This is a genomic window from Aquimarina algiphila (genome assembly GCF_007489275.1).
In the GTDB taxonomy this organism is placed as follows: domain Bacteria; phylum Bacteroidota; class Bacteroidia; order Flavobacteriales; family Flavobacteriaceae; genus Aquimarina; species Aquimarina algiphila.
The window spans coordinates 1-24,187 of record NZ_VLNR01000076.1; the positions used below are offsets into that span (position 1 = coordinate 1).

13 protein-coding genes and 1 pseudogene are annotated in these 24,187 nt (G+C 32.1%); 5 read left to right on the forward strand and 9 right to left on the reverse strand.

Annotated elements, in window-relative coordinates:
- Positions 1–112: pseudogene (locus FOF46_RS32735) on the forward strand (IS982 family transposase); the annotation flags it as partial.
- A gap of 272 nt (positions 113–384) precedes the next feature.
- Here FOF46_RS32735 and FOF46_RS25560 read toward each other — a convergent pair.
- Genes FOF46_RS25560 through FOF46_RS25570 form a run of 3 tightly spaced genes read right to left on the reverse strand, consistent with a single transcriptional unit; the run spans position 385 to position 6,024 of the window.
- A complete protein-coding gene (locus tag FOF46_RS25560; RefSeq protein WP_143918420.1) occupies positions 385–945 on the reverse strand; it encodes a hypothetical protein in 561 nt (186 codons plus the stop codon).
- Positions 946–957: 12 nt separating this feature from the next.
- A complete protein-coding gene (locus tag FOF46_RS25565; RefSeq protein ID WP_143918421.1) occupies positions 958–5,010 on the reverse strand; it encodes a TOMM system kinase/cyclase fusion protein in 4,053 nt (1,350 codons plus the stop codon).
- A gap of 54 nt (positions 5,011–5,064) precedes the next feature.
- On the reverse strand, positions 5,065–6,024 hold the full coding sequence (locus FOF46_RS25570) for an FHA domain-containing protein (protein ID WP_143918422.1): 960 nt from the start codon (positions 6,022–6,024) through the stop codon (positions 5,065–5,067).
- A gap of 1,275 nt (positions 6,025–7,299) precedes the next feature.
- On the opposite strand from FOF46_RS25570, the gene FOF46_RS25575 reads away from it, so the two are divergent.
- Positions 7,300–7,521: a hypothetical protein gene (locus FOF46_RS25575; RefSeq protein ID WP_143918423.1), complete on the forward strand. Its 222-nt coding sequence runs from the start codon at positions 7,300–7,302 to the stop codon at positions 7,519–7,521.
- 50 nt (positions 7,522–7,571) lie between these two features.
- On the forward strand, positions 7,572–8,003 hold the full coding sequence (locus tag FOF46_RS25580) for a hypothetical protein (RefSeq protein WP_109438759.1): 432 nt from the start codon (positions 7,572–7,574) through the stop codon (positions 8,001–8,003).
- Between the two features lie 132 nt (positions 8,004–8,135).
- Here FOF46_RS25580 and FOF46_RS25585 read toward each other — a convergent pair whose 3' ends face one another.
- Entirely contained in the window at positions 8,136–8,630 is a 495-nt protein-coding gene (locus FOF46_RS25585) for a CIA30 family protein (protein ID WP_208746817.1), read from the reverse strand.
- Between the two features lie 286 nt (positions 8,631–8,916).
- On the opposite strand from FOF46_RS25585, the gene folE reads away from it, so the two are divergent.
- Together folE and FOF46_RS25595 are read left to right on the forward strand one after the other, a co-directional pair.
- Positions 8,917–9,615 carry a GTP cyclohydrolase I FolE gene (folE, locus tag FOF46_RS25590; protein WP_143918425.1) on the forward strand — a complete coding sequence of 233 codons (699 nt, stop codon included), beginning with the start codon at positions 8,917–8,919 and terminating at the stop codon, positions 9,613–9,615.
- A 103-nt stretch (positions 9,616–9,718) separates the two neighbouring features.
- A complete protein-coding gene (locus FOF46_RS25595; RefSeq protein ID WP_109438762.1) occupies positions 9,719–9,889 on the forward strand; it encodes a Lacal_2735 family protein in 171 nt (56 codons plus the stop codon).
- 273 nt (positions 9,890–10,162) lie between these two features.
- On the opposite strand, the gene FOF46_RS25600 is transcribed toward FOF46_RS25595, so the two are convergent.
- From FOF46_RS25600 to FOF46_RS25620, 5 genes are all read right to left on the reverse strand, one after another.
- The gene (locus tag FOF46_RS25600; protein ID WP_109438763.1) at positions 10,163–11,077 is read right to left on the reverse strand and encodes a PorP/SprF family type IX secretion system membrane protein; all 915 of its coding nucleotides are present in this window, start codon (positions 11,075–11,077) and stop codon (positions 10,163–10,165) included.
- 4 nt (positions 11,078–11,081) lie between these two features.
- Positions 11,082–17,666 carry a BspA family leucine-rich repeat surface protein gene (locus FOF46_RS25605; protein WP_143918426.1) on the reverse strand — a complete coding sequence of 2,195 codons (6,585 nt, stop codon included), beginning with the start codon at positions 17,664–17,666 and terminating at the stop codon, positions 11,082–11,084.
- A 562-nt stretch (positions 17,667–18,228) separates the two neighbouring features.
- The gene (locus FOF46_RS25610; RefSeq protein ID WP_143918427.1) at positions 18,229–19,977 is read right to left on the reverse strand and encodes an acyl-CoA dehydrogenase family protein; all 1,749 of its coding nucleotides are present in this window, start codon (positions 19,975–19,977) and stop codon (positions 18,229–18,231) included.
- An 11-nt stretch (positions 19,978–19,988) separates the two neighbouring features.
- Entirely contained in the window at positions 19,989–21,242 is a 1,254-nt protein-coding gene (locus FOF46_RS25615) for an MFS transporter (protein ID WP_109438766.1), read from the reverse strand.
- Complete coding sequence (locus FOF46_RS25620) at positions 21,239–24,163, reverse strand: type I polyketide synthase (RefSeq protein WP_143918428.1); 2,925 nt, start codon at positions 24,161–24,163, stop codon at positions 21,239–21,241. The genes FOF46_RS25615 and FOF46_RS25620 overlap by 4 nt, the downstream gene beginning before the upstream one ends.
- Positions 24,164–24,187 lie beyond the last annotated feature (24 nt).

A 24,187-nucleotide genomic window follows, 5' to 3' on the forward strand; every position in this document is an offset into this window, starting at 1 on the left:
GGGATTTAAAAATAGAATCTTATCAAAGATCACAGCAATGACCATTATTCAATATATCAATAGGTTTGAATTCAACAGAAATATAAACAACCTAAAAATTAATATTAACTAAATGCACAACGGGTTAATTTAAATTCTTCCTATTAAAATAAATGGGGGTAATTTCGAATTGAATCAAAGCAATATACAGAAGATTACATCTATACTTTAATACAACAAATAAGACAAATGTGTAGCTTAACCTTTGTTAAAACAAGGGTTTAATCTTTGATGATTAAACCCTTATAAAAAGATACTATAAATTAAATCATCAACCTAAAAACCAGGTTTATTTATGATTTTTTTATTAGTATTAGACTTGTTCTATATTTTACTTTTTAGATATTAGCAACTCGTTAAAATTATATCTGGCTGATCTTTTTGATCTTTAAGACATACTTTTGTTAACATATCCTTATCTGGAATAAAACATGGCATTACCAGTACTGCATCATAATTTTTTAGTTCTGTTTCGTCAAAAGGCAGAACAATAGTTATTTCACTATCTGGTTTAATAAACGTTTTTACATTAATTCTTTGAAGTTCTTCAGGACTATATTTATCAGGCGTATTAGTGGAAGATTGAACCATTAAAGGTGATTCTTTTATTATAATTGTTTCTTTTGAATCTCCTTTTTCTTCTTCAAAATATAACGTAGGCCAAGACACTTCATAATCTAATATTACTCTGGTATTTTTTGGCAATTTCATACCACAGCCTTTCCAGGGTCCTTCTTTTTCTTCCCATACATACTTATTATCCATTTTTCCATCAGTTAAAAAAGCAACTGTCTTTTTAGGGTCTTTAAAAGCCTTTGACATTTCTTCATTAAGATCACACTTCAAGCTGAGATCGAAATAATTTTTGCAGATATCATAAATCTTTTTTTTGTCTTCTTTACTCATTGGTTACAAATTTTATAGATGATTATTTATTAATATTTCACTTATTTGATTGACTTGTTTAATACCTTTCTGTTCATTTACTTTAAATTGTAGCAAACGCATTTCTTCGATACATTTATTTTTTAATTCTAAACTATTTGTAGTTTTGTAATAATCTACTAGTATTCTTAATTGATATAATAGAGTTTTATCTTTTTTAGCAAATTCAAGCCCATTATCAAAATTCTGATTTATTTCTTTATTTGACTTTGTTAATTTAGATAAGCACATAGCTTTAAGACGATAAAAATCCGGCAATTGAAATACCTCTCCACTATTTTTCGCATCTTGCATATTATCCTCTATAATTTGAAGAGAAGTTTTATATTGACCACAATTATAAGCCGTTTGCGCAACTATTAGAGAATAATATGTCCCCGCAGCTTTTACACCTGTATTACCTATAAGATCTCTATATTTCATGCTATTATGAATATCATCATTTACTAATCCACTAAGGGTCTCAAACAAATACAAAAATGTAGTGAAATTATGTTTTACTAAAAAATCCGTATTGTCCTTCAAAACTTTTTTAATTCTCTCGTCTTCACCACGATAAAAGTAAAGCGATATATAAAGAGATAAGGCATATGCTTTTGTATGCGCATCATTTAGTGATTCCGCCATTTCAATACCCTCATCTCCAAATTCATCACTTTTATTGAAGTCTCCAATAAATGCATATACATTGGCTAAAACCAAATAACAATAAACCTTATAATCTATACCAAAAGATTCTTTTACGTCTTTACCATTTATATCATCATAAATTTCAATTGATTTATTCAGATTTTTTTCCGCCTCTTTGTATTTACCAAATAGCCAATTCTTATAACCATTTATACCATAAAGAGCAACAAGTAATGTCTTGTGATTTAACTCCAAAGCATCTTTTTCCGCTTTAATCCATAAAGGTTCATATTTAGAATAATCTGCGGACATAAGGTTGAATTGAATTCTAGTCCACAAAATATTTAATAACCAATTAGAACTATCGGGTAATAAAAGACTTAGTTCTTCTGATCTATCATTAACCAATTTTACTTCTTCATGTGCAAACCCTTTAATTGCTATTAATGCCTGAACTAAATATTGATTTATTCGTAACTCACTTTCAATTCTACTTGTTTTTATTTGAATTTCTCTAGTCCATTCAATCACTATATTTGATTGATTTATAGATTCTAAATACGAAGATTTTTTTAACGTATCAGAAATAGATCGCAAACCATAAAAGGATGCTTTTTCATATTGCCCAGCTTCAGCCTGATGTCTAGCCAATTCAAATGGGTTTTCCTTAATAATTTCTTTAAAATTATTTTCTATAGCCTCTGCAATTCTGCTATGTACCTCTTTTTTTAACTGAGACACCATACTCTCATATGCCGCATCTCGAATTAATGCATGACGAAAAATATAAATCTCATTATGTACTCGACGTTGACGATAGATAAGATTAGCTTCCTGTAGTACATTAAGATTACCTTGTACCATAGCTTCATCATGCATGGATGCTTTTACCAAGAGATCATAGGTAAACTCACGACCAATAGCTGCTGCCAATTGTGCCGTTTCTTTGGCAAAACCGGTACGTCCTAATCTTGTATTGAGTAAACCTTTTAAAGTTACTGGTACTGAGGACGTATCAAATTTTTCTGCCAGTTGGTAGGTTCCGTTATCTAAAACCAAGTAATCTTGTTCAAGCAACATACTGGTTAGATCTTCAATAAATAAAGGAATTCCATCAGATCGTTCCACAATATAACCTAGCGCTTTGGTTTCAATAGGTTTTTGATGAATAAGATCTTTGATCAATGATTCTGTATAGGTCTTGTTAAGTATATCTAAGACTATAGTAGTTACCTGTTCCTCTGTCCAATCGGTAGTGAACTCTGGCCGAGCAGTAAGCAGTAAAAAATAGTTTTGCGTAGAATTTTTTGCGACCAATATATTTAGAAACTCAAGACTTGTTGGATCTATCCAATGTAAATCTTCTACAATCAACATGAATTTTTGTTGAGTATCAATACTCAAAATCCATTTTTCTAACGTGTCAAATAATATTTCTTTTTGTTCTAAAGGAGAAGCATCTGAGGTTGGATATGAATCTCCCAAAGGAATAGAAAACCAGGAACATAGTACAGGGATAGCAACAGCAGGATCACAACCCGCTTTTTGTAATACTTTTTGAAGTTGCGGGATGCTATCGGTAATATCTTCATGTATTTCTGCATCTTTTTTAAGCATCTCAAAAATAGGATACAATGCATTATTCTGGTATTCGGGAAGACAACGACATTCTCTAACTAAAAACTCTTCATTAATGATTTGTTTTTTAGTTTCATAAATAAGTTTAGACTTTCCTATTCCGGCTTGACCTTTAATCAATACAGTTTTTCCGTTTGCAGATACAATCGACTCCCACGCCTCTAGAACCTGTTGTTGTTCTGTTTCCCGACCGATCATTTTTTGTTCGGCACTACGTAAACTAAGATTTGACAGTGCTTCTGCAGGACGCTCACCAGTAAGTAAGAATGTAGATGTTGCATGACCACTTCCAGAAAACCCCTGACTACTATGAGGTTCGAACTCTAAATAAGGATCCAATAATTTTTTGGTAGTCTCTCCTACCAGAATATGCCCTGGTTGAGTTTCGTATAAAAGATTAAATGCTGTATTGGTTACCAGTCCTTCTGGGGCACTTTTATGTTTGATAAGTACTGTACCAGAATTGATCGCAACTCGTATATCAATTTTTATTCTGTGCTGAGCATAGAGCAACGCACTTCTTTTTTGTAATTGACTTATCAATTCTAATGCTGTTCTACCAGCACGTCTGGCATCATTGTCACTTACCTGTGGATATCCAAAATACATAATAATGGTATCAGCCATGGTACCAGAAATATGAGCTCCAAAACGTACTCCCATATCCTTACAAAGGTGTAGTTGATCTTTTTGAATAGCTTCAAGGGTTTCTATATCCAAGGCAGATTTACCTGATATCGATAAGTTAAGTTTTGCACAAAGTACAGTAAGTTGTCGTTTCTCACTATGATTACTAAGCCAGGCAAATTGATTAATTTGAGTGGCATCTTCAGCAGGTTGTACAATTGTATTTTGCGGTTGTATTTGCCCTACAATTGTGCTCAAATTTATTTCTGCAAATGCTTCAGAAATCATTTCTGCATTATGAATACGTTGACGAGGATCCTTATGCAATACATCGTTTAATATTTTGGCAATAGGATGATCCATAATTGATGGTGGTAAAGGAACATTAACAGCATTTAATTGCTGTTGAAATATTTCGGCAACACTTGTACCCTTCATTACCGGCTGGCCCGTAAGACATTCTAAGAATATTAATCCCCAGGCATATAAATCTGATTTTACAGTAGGAGGTTCTCCTCTTAATTGTTCTGGGGCACTGTAGGCAGGTGTACCTATAACTTCTTGAGTTAACGTTAAATCTTTATAATCATCAGATTTAAAATCGTAAGAAAACGTTCCCATCCCAAAATCCAATATTTTCACATAGGATTTGGTTTTTCTTTTGGTGACCATGATATTATGTGGTTTTAGGTCACGGTGAATAATTCCTTTGGCATGAGCACATTCAAGAGCATCTAAAACCTGTTCCATCAATACTCCGGTTTCTTCTGCAGATAAACCATTAGTACGATTGATAAGATCTTTTAATGTTTCTCCTGAAATATATTCGAAAACAGCATAAGGTTCTTCATCAATAGTATACCCCTTATCTAAAAGTGTAACGATATTAGGGTGGTTAATTTGCACACACAATTGTGTTTCTCTTTCAAAACGAGCAATATGTTGCTTTTTTGATTGTTCGCTGAGCGTATCTTTAAACTTAAGCATTTTGATAGCCACCGTCTGACCTGTGCTTATTTGCTCTGCCTTAAAAACTTTACCATACCCTCCTTCTCCTATTTTTTCTTGTATTCTATAGTTTTTAAGGTCAATATCGACATCTGATTTGTGGGTTGTCGAAACATTTTTCATGGTCAAGTAGTATTAGTGATTTGCATAAACTTCTTTATTGTTTTGAAACGTGTTTCAACTTTCGACAGCCAATACTTCTCCAATACATTCTTCTTCCTTAAGTATTTGAAAGTAACGATGTGCAAGCCGTATTTCTCCGTACCTTCTTTCTATTATATTAGAAAAAAGATATCCGTATGGTTTTGTTTCTAGCAATAATTTTCTAAGGCGATAAATCTTAAGATTTAAGTAATATACATCTAATTCTTTACCGAATTCTCTACTCATATCTTTTAGTAAATCATCAATGGTAATCCAACCTTGATCCCCCAAAACATGACCTCTATTAACATCTGTTAATCTTTTTCTTGCCAAGGCCAATAAAATATAATTATGTACTCGTTCTCCTAAATCTAGTTCTTGACTTTGAGTAATAATTTTAATTCGAATATGTTCTTCATCAGAACTCAATATAAATTGGAAATAGGCATTATTTACGACATGCCCATTATCCATAGTATCTTCTAATATGTTATTCTCTACAAACACATATTTCTCATTATCAATACCATACACCTCATCCTGAATTAAATCAAGAGCTTCTCCATTTTTTTCTAATTTCCAGGTTGTATCTCCAGGATAAATAAGAACTTCAGGTTTTTCATCATCTGGAAAGGCATGACAAGAGGTTAACTCAATTATTTTACTTGGATTTTCTAATGACTTCAGATAACTTGAAGGAGAATCTAAATTTATCATTTCCCACTGTGTAGTTTCCTGCTCTCCAAACTGGATTTTGGATCCTTTAGAAAGTTTCACGGTCGCATGATTAATATATTCTCCATTCACCAGAGTACCATTTCTGCTATGATCCTGGATATACCAATGACTACCTTTCCAAGATATTAATGCATGAGACTGTGATATATCTTGTTCAGAAAGATAAGTATTGGAAGTATGTCGATTTCTCCCAAACGTATGTTGAGTATTAAGGTATATAATTTCTTGTGTACGGTTATTTTTTATAATTCCCATTGCGAGCGAACCTTTTTCTGTTATAAAATTCTTACACTATTTAAATTCGGTTCTGTTATTTTCTGATTTTACAGCATAAAATAAATGCTGAATACATCATATGATCAAAATATCTTTACCATAAATCTCCCTATAACACCTAAGAAGCATTAATATATCAAGACATTATAATTAACAAAACAGATCTCTAAAACCCCTGTTTATAAACTTTTATAACAATCAAAACCTATGGTATTGTCATAATTGTCTAACTAAATAATACTTGAAAACACATAAATCCATTACTACCTACTATTAATATAAAAACAATTTATATCTATATCAGAGCACCTATTATAAATACTTTAGCAACGAAAAAGGAGTACGATTGGAGTTAATTATGACTAATTGATATGTTTACTAAGTATTTAGATTTTATGTGTTATAATAAATTTATATAATTTTAAATTTCAGTTTAAAAAAATCATGAATACCTAATCATCCATAACATTTATAATCACAAGCTCAATACACTCTTTTTTGGGGTATAAAAAAGAATATTTCATCCCAATAGCTTCACATTTTAAAGGTTATTTAGTACTTATCAAATATAAAAAAGATTATCATTTTTTTAAGAAAAAAAACAAAATTAAATGTCTGATATACAATTGTTTATGGTTTTACCGTACTTTTAATAAGTCAATAAAGTATATTGGATTTTGCACAAAATTTAAACATTGTTTTTAATCTTTTATTAAAACATTTACAATGAATTTGTTACACTTAAAAAAGCCAAAAAAACTCAGCTTTATTACTTTGATGAAATAAGATGAAATATTTTTTTTGGAAAACTTAATGTAAGTTGGGCGTATCAAAAAAGTGACACAAAAAAAATCGGGTATTTTGGGGGAATATATCTATTTGCAGTGTCACTTTTTTATTTTCATCAAATTTGATTCTCAAAATATTTGCTTTTAATTTCTATCTTAAATAAGGAATGCTCATACAAATGGAATGTATTACTATTATATTTAATTAATATTTTTAAGTCATTCATCCAAGCATTTACTCACCAGAAAAACACTGTCTTCTTAGCATAAATTCGAAAAAGATGCTAGTATACATTATGAACCACTTATCTTAGATTATAACTTTTTAAAAAATCTAATCTATTATCTGACTAAAAACATCTTTAATGAAATCAAATTTTTAACTCAAATTCTATGTAATGTTAATTTTGTTTAAAGTTTTTAATAAATTATTAAACAATTTGTATCTTTAAATAAAAATTTAATTATGGAACTAATAAAAAGAGCCTTAGACTTTGAAGGGATGAAAATGAGTAACATGAGTACAAGTGATCGGGTCGTAGCTTCAAGAGAAGCCAAATCAATTATTTTGGCAATAAATGAAATTTATAAAAAAACCAAGGATACCAAACTTATGGATATTATGAAACGCGTAACTGCTAAGAAGAAGAAAATAGAAAAACGACTTAAAGGGACACCTGTTATCTAAATTGGTTATTTAACCACAAAAACTCACTTATAAACAACATTTTGAAAAAAATGGTTTTAGAAACTACTTATACGAATAAAGATACCAGAAAAACAATCAACAATTTGATTGGAAAACCATTTTCCTTTTTACAACGTTTAAAATTAAATGGTATAGGTTCAAAACGTATGATAATACAAGAAGTGAGTCCTAATTTGAAATCTTATTTAAACACTGTTTCTGACCTCAATTATGGCAATATTGAATTAAGACCTAATGGAATTTTAATAGGGATAAATAAAGGGCTAAAAAATTACACTTGGGTTATACCTTATTACCAATTTTATTTATATAAAACTAATGGAATTAGTATTCATGCTCAGGGTAGGTTTATTCATTTCAAAAACAATAGAACCCATAAAGAAAATGCGTCTTTTTTTGAAAAATTAATACACTTAAAAGCAGATTATGATCTAAGATTTCCTCACGTAGATTCAATTTAATCCTTTAGAGTAAATTTTTTGATCAATGGGTTAAAAAAGAAATTAATATCTATATTATATTTTTCCTCTTTATGTATTGCCCTTTAGTAGATTATACTAATCTTAAAATTATTTTATCATAAATAGACAGGATTAATGCAATGATATGCTATCGATCTCCAATTTAAATTGCTCAGCTGTTTTATTTCCAATAAGAAAAGCTATTTCTTCAAGAGTTGTACCTGGATAATTAGGAATATCCAACTTCCTCCCCCTAAAAGTAGGATACATTTCAGATAAAGGTATCTCGATCACTTGCCAATTTTTTGTTGTCAAGATATAATTGATATAAGCATGTGAATCACTTTTATTTGACTTAACTCTTAACTGGTAACGTTTTCCGTCTCCTCGCAAACGAATAACAATTTTGCTATAATTATCAACATTTCTGGACTCAAAATTATATCTCACCGAAGAAAAGCCACCATTATTTTCTAAGGATACATATCCTTCAAAAACTCCAGAACCTTCATTATTAATATAGAAGTTACCCCCAGAACGACCTCCCATAACTTTATCATCAACTATTTTCCAACAAGTACTATCGGTATCTTTATTAAAATCAAAAATGAGTAATGGGTTATTCATAAGCATTAAAAAACAACAGAACAGGAACAAAGAATTCATAAATCAAGTGTATAAAAAAGTTTTCCAAAAAACTGAATGTCAACAAATTTACGATGCTTCAATCAATAAAACTTATAGCACTATGTTAATTTTTGTTTAACTAATATAAAAAAATATTAAACAATATTGTAAATTTGAATACATAATGCATCAATAAATTTTCAAAACAGAGAAATCTTTTTTACAATCTTTCTGTATTTAATGATGACAGTTAATTTTTATCAATTACATTTCTAAAAAAACATAAATGAAACTAGAAACCGAAACTTTATTAAAGCCTAATGGTTACAATTTAAATGGTTTTTCTATAGATGAAATAGGAGATGATCATATCAGTACCGGAATAGAAACACCGATGAAAGAAAATGCTTTTGAGTTATCAAATAATGAAAAAAAAGAACGTATCACTCATTTGTTTGCAGAAATTATGGACGTTATGGGGTTAGATTTATCAGATGACTCTCTTAAAGGAACTCCAAAAAGAGTTGCAAAAATGTATATTGATGAAATCTTTTCGGGATTGGATCCACAGAATAAACCGAAGATTGCATTGTTTGATAATAAATATAAATATCAGCAAATGTTAGTTGAAAAAAATATCACATTTTATTCTAACTGCGAACATCATTTTGTGCCTATCATTGGTAAAGCACATATTGCATACATTTCATCAGGTAAAGTGATTGGGTTATCAAAATTGAATAGAGTTGTACAATATTTTGCAAAGCGGCCTCAAGTACAAGAACGATTAACAAATCAAATCGCAATAGAACTAAAACAAGTATTAGACACAGAAGATGTTGCGGTTATTATTGATGCTAAACATTTGTGCGTATCCTCACGAGGAATTAAAGATGATACATCTACAACAGTAACTTGTTATTATGGAGGAGTATTTAACACACCTAACAAGATAGCAGAATTACAGAACTATCTCAATACTTAAAAATTGATAAGAAAGAGAAACTAATAATAGAAAATTATGAATTTCTTAATGTAAAAATCATGAGGCACCAAATGTGTACTACAATAATATTTAAAAACTAGCTATGTTTGGATTATTTAAGAAAAAAAGTGAAACCGAAGTTTTGCAGAAGAAATATAAAAAACTGATGAGTCAATGGCATGAATTATCAAGTATTAACAGAACTGAAAGTGATAAGAAATACGCAGAAGCTCAAGCCATTCTTGAACAAATAGAAGACATCAAAAAGGCATAACATAAAAGCTATGGTTCTTAAGCTGTAAGCCTAAATAATTAAAAAAACTTACATCTTTCATCTTATACTGTATCCTTATTTCATCCCCAAGTAAGATTATTAGAAAATGAAAGTAAAATCCTTAAATAAATTGGTTTTATATTATATCCTATGGTAAAAATAGATTCAACAATGGTATCAGGTATCACTATAGCTATAAAAAATAAATCACTTAAAACTTGAAAAATGGTCTGACTTTGGTAATTATTTATCAAATGAATGAGATTAACAAAACTAAAATCCTTTGCCAGATTTATAGGTTAGTATAAAACCATTGGTGTCGTTAAAAGGAGTATTTCTGTCAAAAGCAGTATAGGTGTAAGCAAAGCGCCAATTTTTAAACAAATAAAGTCCGATAAGAGCATTCAATGAAGAACTACTTCGATAACCTGCTCCTATTTCTATTTTATTTTTATAATTAACAGATACATTAAAATCAAACTGAGCGGGAGCATCTGGTTCAAACTTGGCCAATACACTTGGTTGGACACGTATTTCTTCAAACCTACTAAAATATAACCTATATCCTCCATACAAATAATAAGGTGTTTGGATATTTACATTTTGATCAGAATTTATACTATTAGCCCCTATATTTTGTGCTGAAAAACCAATATAAAGTTTATCATGATTATAGAGTACTCCCAAACCAAAAGTTGGAACCGTTACATTTACATCGTTTTCAAAATTTGGATCCCCCTGTATATTTAAGCGTGATAAATCTTCATTTAAAAAAAGCATCCCAGTAGTAAGTCCAAAAGATAAAACATTAGGGTTATAGTTCCACCAACGAGCTCGATCATAATTGTGATCAAAAGATATTTTATATGCATACGAAGCGAAGACTGTTCTTACAGAAGTTACACCGATTTGATCACTTATAAAACCTCCGCTAATTCCAACATTTTCCTTAAAAACATTTGTATTAAAAATACCCGAAAATGTTCTTGGGTTTCCTTCAAATTCACTTAAATATCCGAAGTTACTTATACTTACCTCGGTGTTTTGATGATAACCAGAATGAGCAGGATTAATTAATACTTGATTGTAATAATAATCAGAAAACACAGGTGTTTGCTGAGCCTCTATAGTATAATTATATAAAGACAAAAGAAGTATTGCCAGTATACGATATCTAAATTTTGTCATAAAGTTATCGTTTTAAAACTAAAAAGCCTTTTAGTTTTTTTAGAGTATTACTTTGAGGAATATTAATATTAAAGAAATAAGTCCCTTCTGGTAATTGACCTCCCCCCAGATTGGTTAGACGATTGGCATCTCCTCTAAAGACTCTTGATGTATTATTGTAACCTGAAATTTTAAATACCATATCACCCCAACGATTGTAAATAGAAACAGTATTGTCCGGGTAATTCTCTATTCCGTCAATTTCCCAGAATTCATTAATTCCATCGCCATCTGGTGAAAATCCGTATTTGATATTATCTTCTACAACTATTATTGGATTTTCTGTAGTAAAACTTTCTTCAATACACCCAGTAGCATCACCTGCAGCATTATAGGGTGTAATCACTACAAATATTTCTGTGTTTTCGGGTAAATCATTTTGTAAATCAAAAGTCGTCATATTGCTTACATCCTGATTGTCTACAACATCATTACCTCCCGAAGTAGTCCCTGCAGAAATTCGATATCCCGTAGCATCGGCTACCTCATCCCAATCTAGATTAGTATCTATCGATACATTTCTAGCTCCGTTAGTTGGTGTAGTCAAAGTAGTACAACCCAGAATTATAGTCATATTTTCTGTAGTAAAACTTTCCTCTATACATCCTGAAGCGTTACCCACAGCATTATAAGGTGTAATTGTTACGAATATCTCTGTATTTTCGGGTAGATCATTTGGGAAATCAAAAGTAGTCATACCGCTCACATTCTGATTGTTTACAATATCATTACCTCCCGAAGTAGTCCCTGCAGAAATTCGATATCCCGTAGCATCGGCTACCTCATCCCAATCTAGATTAGTATCTGTCGATACATTTCTAGCTCCATTAGTTGGTGAAGTCAAAGTAGTACAACCAAGACCAGTAGATAAGGTTTCTGTACTAAAACTTTCTTCTATACACCCTGTAGCATTACCCACAGCATTATAAGGTGTAATTGTTACGAATATCTCTGTATTTTCGGGTAGATCATTTGGGAAATCAAAAGTAGTCATATTGCTTACATCCTGATTGTCTACAATATCAACACCTCCCGAAGTAGTCCCTGCAGAAATTCGATATCCTAAAGCATCAGTTATCGTATTCCAAGCTAGATTAGTATCTAATGCTATATTTCTAGCTCCATTAGTTGGCGTAGTCAAGGTAGTACAACCTGGAAGTACAGCTGTAGTTTCTATTGTAAAACTTTCTTCATTACATCCCGTGGCATCTCCAAAACTATTATATGGGGTTATGGTTACAAAGATTTCTTCCCCTTCTGGTAAATCATTCATTAAGTCGTATGTAGTAACATTATTTACATCAAAATTATTTAAGATATCAGTTCCTCCAGCCGTCGTCCCAACCGTTACTTTATACCCATCTGCATTAGCACTTCCATTCCAGGTTAAATTAGTATCTATTCCTATATCTACCGCTCCATTTAAAGGAGTAATAAGTGTTGTGCAAATTGGCGGAGTATTTAATGTTGATCCACCTGTTCTAAAGTTTTCTTCTAAACATCCGATTGCATCTCCAACGCCATTATATGGTGTAATTGTCACATAAAAAGTTCTATTTTCACTAAGATCACTTGGGAAATCATAGGTAGTTACATTTTTAACATCAATATTATTTGCAATTTCAATACCTCCAGGTGTAGTTCCTACTCTAACCAAGTATCCAGTAGCTCCATCAGAACTATTCCAACTTAAATTGGTATTTACAGGTACATTAATGGCATCATTTAGCGGATTAGAAATAGTGGTACACAGAGGTGCAACAGGAATCAGTTCTGTTGTAAAACTTTCTTCTGTACACCCTGTAGCATTACCCTGTTCGTTATAAGGAGTTAGGGTTACAAATATTTCAGTATCTTCTGGTAAATTATTAGACAAATCAAAAGTAGTTACATTACCGACATCTTCATTATTTAGAATATCGCTACTACCAGCAGAAGTCCCTATCGTTAAAAAGTATCCATCTGCATTTGCAATTGCTCCCCAAAAAAGATCAACATCTACTTCAACATCTGTACTATTTGCAGAAGGCCTGGTAAGCATTGTACAACCAGGAACTGAAGCAGAATTCATCGACAAACTAAAAGTTTCTGCAACACATCCTGTAGCAATACCTTCATCATTTTTAGGTTCAATAAGAACCCGTACACCTGTAGAACCCACAAGCGTATTGACTGCAAACTCATAAAACTCAGTGCTTACAGTTTGGTTAATTACTACATTACTTGGTAATAAAGTGATTGTTAAGTCATATTCTGTTGCGTATAGTGCTGGACTCCAAACAAGGTTAGTATTTACAGGAATATCAACAGCTCCATTTTCTGGTGAGATCAACTGTGTACATTCTGGAATAGGACAATCCCGAATATCTCCTGTAAAAACCCATCCATAGGTATCAATCATAGATTGTCTTTCTTCTATACTATCACAATAAGGCAAGGTTTCTGCACCAAAATTAATCCCTGAAGTTAAAGCTTGTGTAGACCAGGCAATGAGTGTATTATCATAGTTTTCTCGAGTAAGTGCTGTGTTATCCAACATATCACGCATATTACTAACGTTACTCACATTCCAGCTATCCAAAGATTGATTAAAAGTGGATGCTCCCTGGAACATTGATCTCATACTAACATTACCAATATTCCAAGTGTCCATCGCTTGATTATAAGCAAGAGCGCCAACAAACATAAAATCCATGTTTTGAACTCCATTTATTCTCCATCCATTAAGGGACTGATTAAAAGCAGACGCACCATTAAACATACTAGACATCGTAAGTACACCTCTTACATTCCAATTATTAATAACTTCATTAAAAGTAGTTGCACCTTGAAACATACCTTTCATAGTTGTTACCGAGGCGACATTCCAAGAGTCCATCGCTTGATTATAAGCAGTAGCATTTCTAAACATTTCTTCCATTGTTGTAACAAATGAGACGTTCCAAGAATCTAGATTTTGATTAAACACAGTTGCTCCACTAAACATTTCTTTCATATTTAGTACTTCTTCTGTATTCCAATTTTCTAATGGTTGATTAAACAGAATTGCATCTTTAAACATACCTTCCATATTCGTAACAGAAGCTACTTCCCAATTACTTATTGGATTATCAAATATTGATGTCCCTTTAAACATGTATTGCATTAGAGTAACAGAACTTACATCCCAGGTATTTAATGGTTGATTAAAAGCTATAGCATCTTCGAACATAGAATTCATAGATGCTACTGCACTTACATTCCAATTACCAATGGGTTGGTTAAAAACAGTAGCCCCTCTAAACATATTATTCATGGTTACTACAGAGTTTACATCCCAGTTAAAAAGTGGTTGATTATAAGCAATAGCAAACTCAAACATACCTCCCATAAATCTAACATTAGTAACCGCCCAATTATTAATATTTTGATTGAAACTAGAAGCATACGAAAACATACTAGACATGTTTACCACAGAAGTTACCTGCCATTGATCTAAAGGTTGATTAAATGAGTTTGCACTTCTAAACATACTGGACATATTGGTTACATTACTCACATCCCAAGTATTTAAAGGTTGGTTAAATGAACTCGTAATGTTGAACATATTTTGCATATCAATTACTGTACTCACATCCCATAAGTCTAAGGGCTGATTAAACTGTTTTGCATTGTAAAACATTCTTCTCATTGTAGTCACTTTTCCCATAGTCCAACTATTTAGCTCTCCATTAAAAACCTCTGCAGAACTAAACATTTCTTCCATCTCTTCAACATTGCTTACGTCCCAATTATTAAGTGACTGATTAAAACTTCTAGCATTGGCAAACATTCTTTTTGTAGTAGTTACTTTAGCAACATTCCACCTATTTAAAGGCTGATCAAAGGCTTCACTATCGTTAAACATATCACTCATATTAGTAACATTTCCTACATCCCAAGTATTTAATGGTTGGTTAAAGGCTTTTGCGGTGTTAAACATATTAGTCATGGTAGTCACATTACTTACATCCCAATTGTCTAATGGTTGATTAAATATTTCGGCCTGATAAAATAAATTTGCCATGTTTGTCACGTTACTTACATCCCAATTATTAATATTACCATTAAATAATTTGTTCCTTCTAAACATGCGAGCCATGCTAATCACATTGGATAAATCTGGTACATCGATTGCGTTATATTCCATATTATCACAAAACCAAAAAGCTTGCTGCATAGTTTGCCAGGGTTGTGTCCCCCATTGATCTACAGAGATTAGTTTTTTATTATCTCTATCTGTTCTCCCGTAAGAATGCGCAGGATAATCCCCTATAATTGCAATGGTATAAATCCCCGGGATTAAATAGGTATGTGTAATTTCATTCGTAACATTATTATCATATTGATTATCTCCCCAATCAATAGAGAAATTGAAATCATAACCTCTTACGGTTTCAATGATCAATTGGTTTGCTGCACTTGAACTTCTATCTAAATTCCTGGTATCTACAGTGAATTTAAAGGCATCCGGACTATTTACCCAACTTTCTACTGTTTTAAATTGTATTTCTTCACATCCTACAGCAGGCCCTTCATCGTTATAAGGTATAACGGTTATAAAAACATTGTCCCCAGGAATAAATTCATTGGTAAAATCTACTCCAACTACATTACCAACATCTTCATTATCATAAATTACTTGTATTATATCTCCTGCATCATTTTCTCTTCGTATACTTATAAAATATCCTGTGGCATTAGGCGCCGGATTCCATCTAATATCAGAATTAGCAGGTACGTTGGTATCTCCATTTACGGGTGATATAATTGAAGTACATAATACAAAAGAGCAATTAACAGCATCACCGCTAATAGTCCAATTATGATCATCTATGAGTTCTTGTCTTACAGTTAATGCATTACAATAGGTTAAATTTAAAGCTCCCAAGGACACGTCGTTCATCACATTTTGAGAAGCCCAACCTATGAGTGTATTATCATAGTTCTCTTGAGTCATACCTGTATTATTCAACATATTAGCCATACCCTCTACACTGGTTACATTCCAAGACGCTAAATTTTGATTAAAAGCTGTAGCCTGGTTAAATGTGTTGTTCATAGCAGTTACATCGTCTACATCCCAATTGTCTAATGGTTGGTTAAATAGAGTTGCTCTAAAGAACATAGATGTAATATTGTTCAAGCTAGTTGTAGTCCAATTATTAATTGATTGATTAAACTGAGAAGCATTAAAAAACATTTGCTCCATATTGGTAACCGAGCTTACATTCCAGGTAGTTAGCGGCTGATCAAAGGCTGTACAATTTTTAAACATTTCGCTCATATCCGTAACTTTATTTACCACCCAGTTACTTAGAGGTTGATTAAAAATCATGATTCGGTTATCACCAGAAAACATTCCTTTCATATTAGTAACATTACTAACATCCCAATCGTTGAGCGATTGATCAAAAGCTCTGGCTCTCTCAAACATTCTACTCATATCTGTAACATTCTGTACATTCCAATTATCCAATGGTTGATTAAATGATGCACATCTAAAGAACATCGCACTCATAGTTTCAACATTTTCTACATTCCAATTATTGAGTGGTTGATTAAAAATCATGTCTAAAAAGCCAGCGAACATCTCTGACATATTCGTCACTTTGCCAACATTCCAACTATTGAGAGGTTGATCAAACTCACGTGCTCTATAAAACATTCTAAACATAGTGGTTACGTTCGCTACATTCCAATTATCCATGGGGTTATTGTATCGCAAAGCGACTTCGAACATCCTCGACATATTGATCACATTACTCACATTCCAAGCATTAATATTTTGGTTAAAACTTGTGGCTGAATTAAACATCCTGCTCATATTCGTTACAGATGATGTATTCCAACTATCCAAAGGTTCATTAAAATTGGAGCTTTGAAACGTTTCTGACATATCTGTTACCCTACTTGTATTCCAATTAGCCAAAGGTCTATTAAAACGAGTATTTGAAAACATTCCAGAAATGTCTGTTACTGTACTTATATCCCAATTATTCACAATTCCATTGAATACGTCACAATCTCGAAACATATTTTTAAGACTGGTTACTCGAGATAAGTCTGGAGAATCTATAGCATCAAAGTTTAAGTTTTCACATCCATAAAAAGCATTCTCCATAGTCTGCCACTCGATAATACCCCATTCTAGAATCTCGATGATTTTCTCCTTATCCCCTGTGTCATTAAAATAAATAGCAGGAAAAGCACCACTTATTTTCACGGTATAACTTCCTGCTGTGGCGTACGTATGCGTTATATCACCTGTTACCCCTGTGTTACTACTTCCATCACCCCAATCAACAGTATAATTATAAGTAAAAGCCGGGTTAGTAGGTATTATAATTTCATTGTTTGCAGAACTACCTGGTTGCGTCGTATCCCATATCGAAGTAAATTCACCTATAAAACTAGAGAACTCCAATTCTTCGTTATCTGATTTTAAACAAAAACTATAGCAAGTGGGTAAAATAAACAGATAACATATTACAAAATATAATAGCGTACGTAGGTGTATATTTTTTATCATAAGTACGATTTAAAAGGTCAATTTTCTCTTTACTTTTGAATTAAAAACAGTTCACATCTGACTGAATTTATTGTGTACGCAAAATGAGTGTCAGCAATATTTAAGTAAAGTCTGATAATCCTTGTTTTTATTATCATCAAAACTATAGATAAATCTTAGCGAAGGCGTTTCAAGTTATAATGTGGAACCTAAAAATGTGGCTTAAACACTCCTTTTTCTATGTATCAAAGGTGTGACAGCTACTATGTTTTGGAATACTTTATTAAAAGAAATTTTACTTTTAAATCTATTTCATAGCAGATAAACAGAAGATGTGTTCTTGATAATTTGAAGTTTTTATTACCCCATTAATTTGATTTATTATATAGAAGTATATAACCTTACCTGATAAAACAAATTTTAATCAAAAAAGAACTTTTCTAAAAGTATATAATTGGAATCCAATATGAAGAGTTTGGAAGATCAATACTACAGGAGAATCTTAAAAAGAAGCCGAGTTTTAGAGTCATAAACTCATTTTACTCGGCTTACTTCAAGTGTTAAATACTTTGATCACTTCTCCCTAGATATTTTCCAAAACTATGGTATCCAAATCTCCATCCAAAATACGATTCCCAAGTATATTAAAAGGGTTTTTATTTTCTTGTTGTAATTCACAATCCAATTGATGCCAATATGATTGAATTTTCTGCAATGAATCTATACAATAGGTTTCTGTCAGCATATTATAATCATTAGCTAATTCTTTATTTGCAGCGTTAGTTCTAGACAAACAGCAGGATATAAGATATATTTCTCTAACAATTTTGTTTGTCAAAATCATGATTCTTTGCTTGGCAAATAGTTCTTCTTTATCAAATGACTTCACCAGATATTTAATATGATTTCCTAACTTAACGACTTCATCATTTACTTTTATAAGATGCTCTTTATTTAGTGATGATAAATTCTGTGCTTCTTTAACAATCTCTTCTGCTACACCAAAATTATTTTTAACTACATCGATATCAAAATCACTATTATAATAAAATGCTTCTAACCAAAGTTGCGTAGAACGATTATCTATCTGAAAATCAACCCCTCCTGAAATTCTTAACCCTCTTATATCTCTAAACACTTGTTCTAACTCTATTGCAGAATACCCTATTTCCTTTTTGCTTTGTGCTTTTTCGTACCCTTCTGCTCCAAAAACAGCTATCGTCCTATCTGCGATATGATTTGCAAATAATGTAGTTATATTTTTTGTAGAAAACAGTTCCCACCATCTATCCGCCAGATTTTCAAAATCTATATTGATTATTCCCCATTTTATAACAGATTCCATAGCAAATATTTCTGCTGCTGTTTGAGATATTTTTCTTTGTATTTCTTCATATTCACCCAAAGAAATTCCATTAATTTTTTTTCTATTACAGAAATCCTTCATCCATGTCAGGCATTTTTTAGAAACAGCTAACGATGCAGAAGTAAGAGAAAACATTCTTCCCAAAGCACTAATAGGCTCTAATAAAAATGTATCTCTCCAGTGCCCCTCTTTCATAGACACCATTTTATTTTTATGAACTTTTACATTATTAAAATTAAGCGCTGCTATAGGAAACCCTCTTAGTCCCATGAGATCATGAACCTTATCCACAGAGAACCCCTGATTTTTAGTATCTACAATAAACAAACAACCCTCATCTGTACCATCTTCTTTTGTTACCGTTGTAGAAACGATAAGAATATCTGCAATCGATCCATTAGCTATATATACCTTTCTACCATTAATGATATAATGTTCACCATCTTCGCATAGTGTTGCCGTAGTACTTACTAATCGATTTGCAGCACCTGTTGGTTCTGTATCAGCCCAACCAGAAAAACCTCCATTTCTTAATTCTTCTGATATGTAATCTTTAAGATATCCTTCGGGTAAAGCGCTGAGAATAGAACCCGCACCAAATGCATTATGTGTGGCTAGAGTAAATCCGGCAGGAAAACAATTACGAATAGCTGTTTGCAAAATTCTAAAAGTATTATAATGAGATAATTCGTGCCCATCATATTCTTTAGGTAATTGAAGACGAGTAAAGCCTTCCTCAGTTATTAATTTTAAATATCTAGCAGGTAACATACCTGTATCCTCAATATCTTCTTTTTTTACATTTTCATTAAGAATTTGATCAATTCTTTCACAAAACTTGTCACCAATCTCTTTCTCTGATGCCGATTGTTCTGGAAATGCTTTGACCATATCCCATTTAAAAATTCCTAGATAAATGTTAGCAAGAAAGCTTTTTTCAATATTTTTTGACCAAAGGTAATTCATAATACATTTTTTTAATGAGTATATATTTCTTTAAGTGATTTAAGTGATGTGTTTTTTGAAAATAATATAGGTATTGATGATAAAATACTTCCTATTGCTGCCACCAACAAAGTGTTTCTAACTCCAATTTGTTCTCCCAATAAACCTCCAAGAAAAGCTCCAAGAGGAACAGTTCCCCAAATTATAAATCGAATAGTTGCATTCATTCTTCCCATTAAATTTAATGGTGTAATAGCTTGTCTAAGACTGATTTGATTTATATTGAAAACCGCAATATTTAATCCTGCCAAGGAAAGTGACAAACCTATAATATACATAGCGTACTCCCCTTGTACAAAAGGTAAAATCAATAACGAAATTCCGGGAAGAATAGAAGATATCGCTAAAACCTTACCCAGGTAAAATTTATTGACTATGATTTTATTTATAAACGTCCCTAGGATAGCTCCTATATTACCCATGGATAGAATAATTCCATATTCAAAGGGAGATAGCTTTAAGGTTGATAAGATATATATTGGTAAGATAGCCTGAATCATACCAAATAAATCAAACATATTGGCAATACTCATAGAAATAGCTATGGGTTTCAAATACTTATTTTTAACAACGAACCTTAATCCTTCTCTAATTTCACTAAAAATTCCAGGTTTTTTTTTGTCTAAAACTGTTTTTTGCTTAGGTATTTTTATATTATAAATAAAAATACCGGACAAAAAATAACTTATCGAATCTATTAGAATTGCAATGGGTGCAGAAAATATTTTGATCATGAATCCTGCTATGGTTGGTCCAACCATCTGCGATGTTGTATAAGAAGTCCCCAATTTACTATTACCTTCTGTTAATTGTTCTTTAGGTAAAATTTCTGGTAAGAAAGATTGATTACTGATATCAAAAAAAACAGTAAAAATCCCATTACAAAAAGCGATGATGAACAATAGTGGAATAGTTAGAAAATCCATACTATAAAGTATAGGAACTAATATTAAAATTGCTCCTCTGCACATATCACAAACGATCATTAACCTTTTAATAGATAATCTATCAACCCAGGCTCCCGCTGGAAGTCCAAATAGTAAAAAAGGGAGATAAGACATCGCTGTCAATAAACCAACTTGTAATGTAGAGGCATTTAACAATTTAATTGCGATAATTGGGAGAGCCACTACAGTCACTTGTGTCCCAACAAGACTTAAAATCTGTGCGACCCATAGCTTTTTAAAATTACTATGCCCGAATAAGCTTTTCTTGTGCGCTTTCAATGTTTCTTATCAATTAAATTAATAATCTTTGATGCCAAAGCAGATGGAGTGGGTGTTTTAAAAATTTCGCGTACAGATAACTTTACGGCAAATGTGGACTTTACCTCTTTAAAAAGTTTAAGTGCCATTAGAGAATCTCCTCCATTATTAAAAAAATTAGAGTCACCCTTTATTTCTTTATTTCCAAGAATTCTAATGAAAAGTAATTCGATTTGTTTTCGTATTTGTTCTTCATTACCTGGTTTGATAGGATGAGGTTTTGAAGACAATTTTTCTATTTTATTTTTATCAGAATCTAAATGAGTATCGGTTACGGAATAATTTTTATTATCAAAAGCATATCCCGGCAATGCTACTCGCCAAGGTTTTTCTAATGAATAAAAAAACTTCCAACGTACTGTTACACCAGCTTTCCATAGTTCTCCTATACTTTCCAAAAAACCAATGTATTCTGAAACCTCATCTTTAATGTGTGGAATACTTCCAAATATCTTACTTTCTTCAAAATAAGAATTCTGATTGATTAACGTAGATAACGTTTGCCCTGGCCCAAGTTCCAGAAAAGAATAATCTCCCTTTTTGAGGATAAAATCACAACATTTTTTAAAATCAATAGTATTTCTCAAATGATCTACCCAGTATTGAGGATTTATTGCTTCGTTAGCCTCCAACGCTCTTCCATAATGATCAGATATCATCGTAATTTTAGGAGGGAAGAATTGTAATGTATGCATGTACTCTGAAAAATCCTTTAAGAATGGATCCAATAGATGAGAATGCGCAGCGCTTTTAATATGAAGCCATCTATATTCAATATTTTGTGCTTCAAGTTTAGTTATATATGTTTCAAGATCTTTTTTCTTACCAGATAGCACAGTTTGATTAGAGGAATTTCTAGCCGCGATCGAAACGCCATATCTTTCTATATCCTCACTGACTTCTCCTAGAACTGCGATCATTGCTCCTTGATCTATACGTTCTAGAATTCCTGATCTTTTGACTATGATTTTTATAGCAGTTTCTAATGAAAATATCCCTGAAACCACTGCCGCTGCATAAGCACCTAAACTATGACCTAAAACCATAGCGGGTTTTAATTCAAGAAGGGTCATGTAATATTGTGACAATGCATATTCTATCGAAAATATTGCTGCCTGCGCATAAGTCATTTCATGAATTTGATCTCCTTCTTCCGAAAAAAGAATGGTTTTTAAGGGTATCCCAAAACTCTCAAATATATCGAAACACTCATCTAAAAAACCTTTAAAAACAGGCTCCTGATCATACAACTGCTTCCCCATTTGATTATATTGCCCACCCTGACCTGAAAAAACAAAAACAAAGGAATCCTTATTCGTCGTTAGAGGTATTTGTCCAAAATCAAATTGAGACTTGATATGTAATTCATTTATCAGTTCTTTAAAAGATGACGCAACAACATAGGTTTTATATGGCAATGGTGAACGACCCGTTTGCATGGTCCAGGCTACCTCCTCAAGATAGATATCTTTATAATCAAATTTTGAATATTTGTTTATTAGTTTTGAAAGTGCATTTGTTGTTTTCGCTGAAATCGGAAAAACGAATTTTTTATTAACGTATATCTCTTGTTTCTCTTTTACAAAATTTTCTAAAATTGCATGAGCATTGGTTCCTCCAATTCCTAAAGAACTAACTGCCGCTACTCTTCGATTTGATTTCCAGTTCTTGTTTTCTGAAACTACTTCGAGACGACTGTTGGTAAAATCAATTTTAGAGTTTGGTGTGTTAAAATGAAGGCTTGCCGGAATTATCCCGTTACTAACCGTTAATGACGTCTTTATTAACCCACAAATCCCTGCTGCGGCATCGGTATGTCCAATATTTGATTTTACAGACCCTATCCAACATTTATCTTTATGATTTGTAGTAAGAGAGTTATATACTTTATTTAGTGCTGTGACCTCGATAGGATCTCCTAATTCTGTTGCAGTACCATGAGTCTCGATATATTGTACATCTCCTGGAATAGTGTCTGATATTTCAAGAGCTGTATTAAATACATCTACTTGTCCCTGAATACTTGGCGCTGTAAATCCGATTTTAAGATTGCCGTCATTATTTACAGAGGTTCCTCGTATCACAGCAATGATATTATCCTTATTTAAGACAGCTTCTTCAAGTCTTTTTAATACCACAACACCTACTCCATTACTCGCAACCGTTCCATTAGCCTTTTGATCAAAAGCTCTACACTTTCCATCTTGAGATAGAACTCCACCTTCCATATATTCACTAAATATTGGGCTGGCATGAACACTAGAACCTCCAGCCAAAGCAATATCACAATCTCCTAACAATAGGCTATTACAAGCTTGATGTACTGCAACCAGGGAGGTCGAACAAGCAGTTTGAACAGTGATTGCAGGGCCTCTTAGCCCCAATTTATAGGCAACTCTACTAGATAAAAAATCAATTCCATTTGCCAGCCTAAGTTGCCACGATGTTGTTTTACTTCTAACTTCTTTATTTTCTTCCAGAGTTCTTAGATAATCTGTTTCACTAGATCCTGCATAAATGCCAATTAATCCATTAAAATCTTCAATCATTACACCTCCTTGCTCTAAAGCTTCATAAGCACAAGTAAGAAACAATCGCTGTTGAGGTGACGTGATAACAGCTTCATTATCAGAAAACTTAAAAAAATCTGCATCAAATGATGTTTCTTCTCCAAGGACTCCAAAAGATGTAATTAAATCCTTGGAGATATTTTCTTTTTTTATATTGAAATGAGATGCTATTTGTTCTTTGGAAAAATGACTAATGCCTTCAAGATTCTCTAATAGATTGTTCCAAAAAGAAAAAACATCTGAAGCCCCTGGGAACTTCCCAGACATTCCTATAATTGCAATTTTCCCTTCTAAATTATTGTTTGCTGTCATTATTTCGTTCGTGATCTATCAATA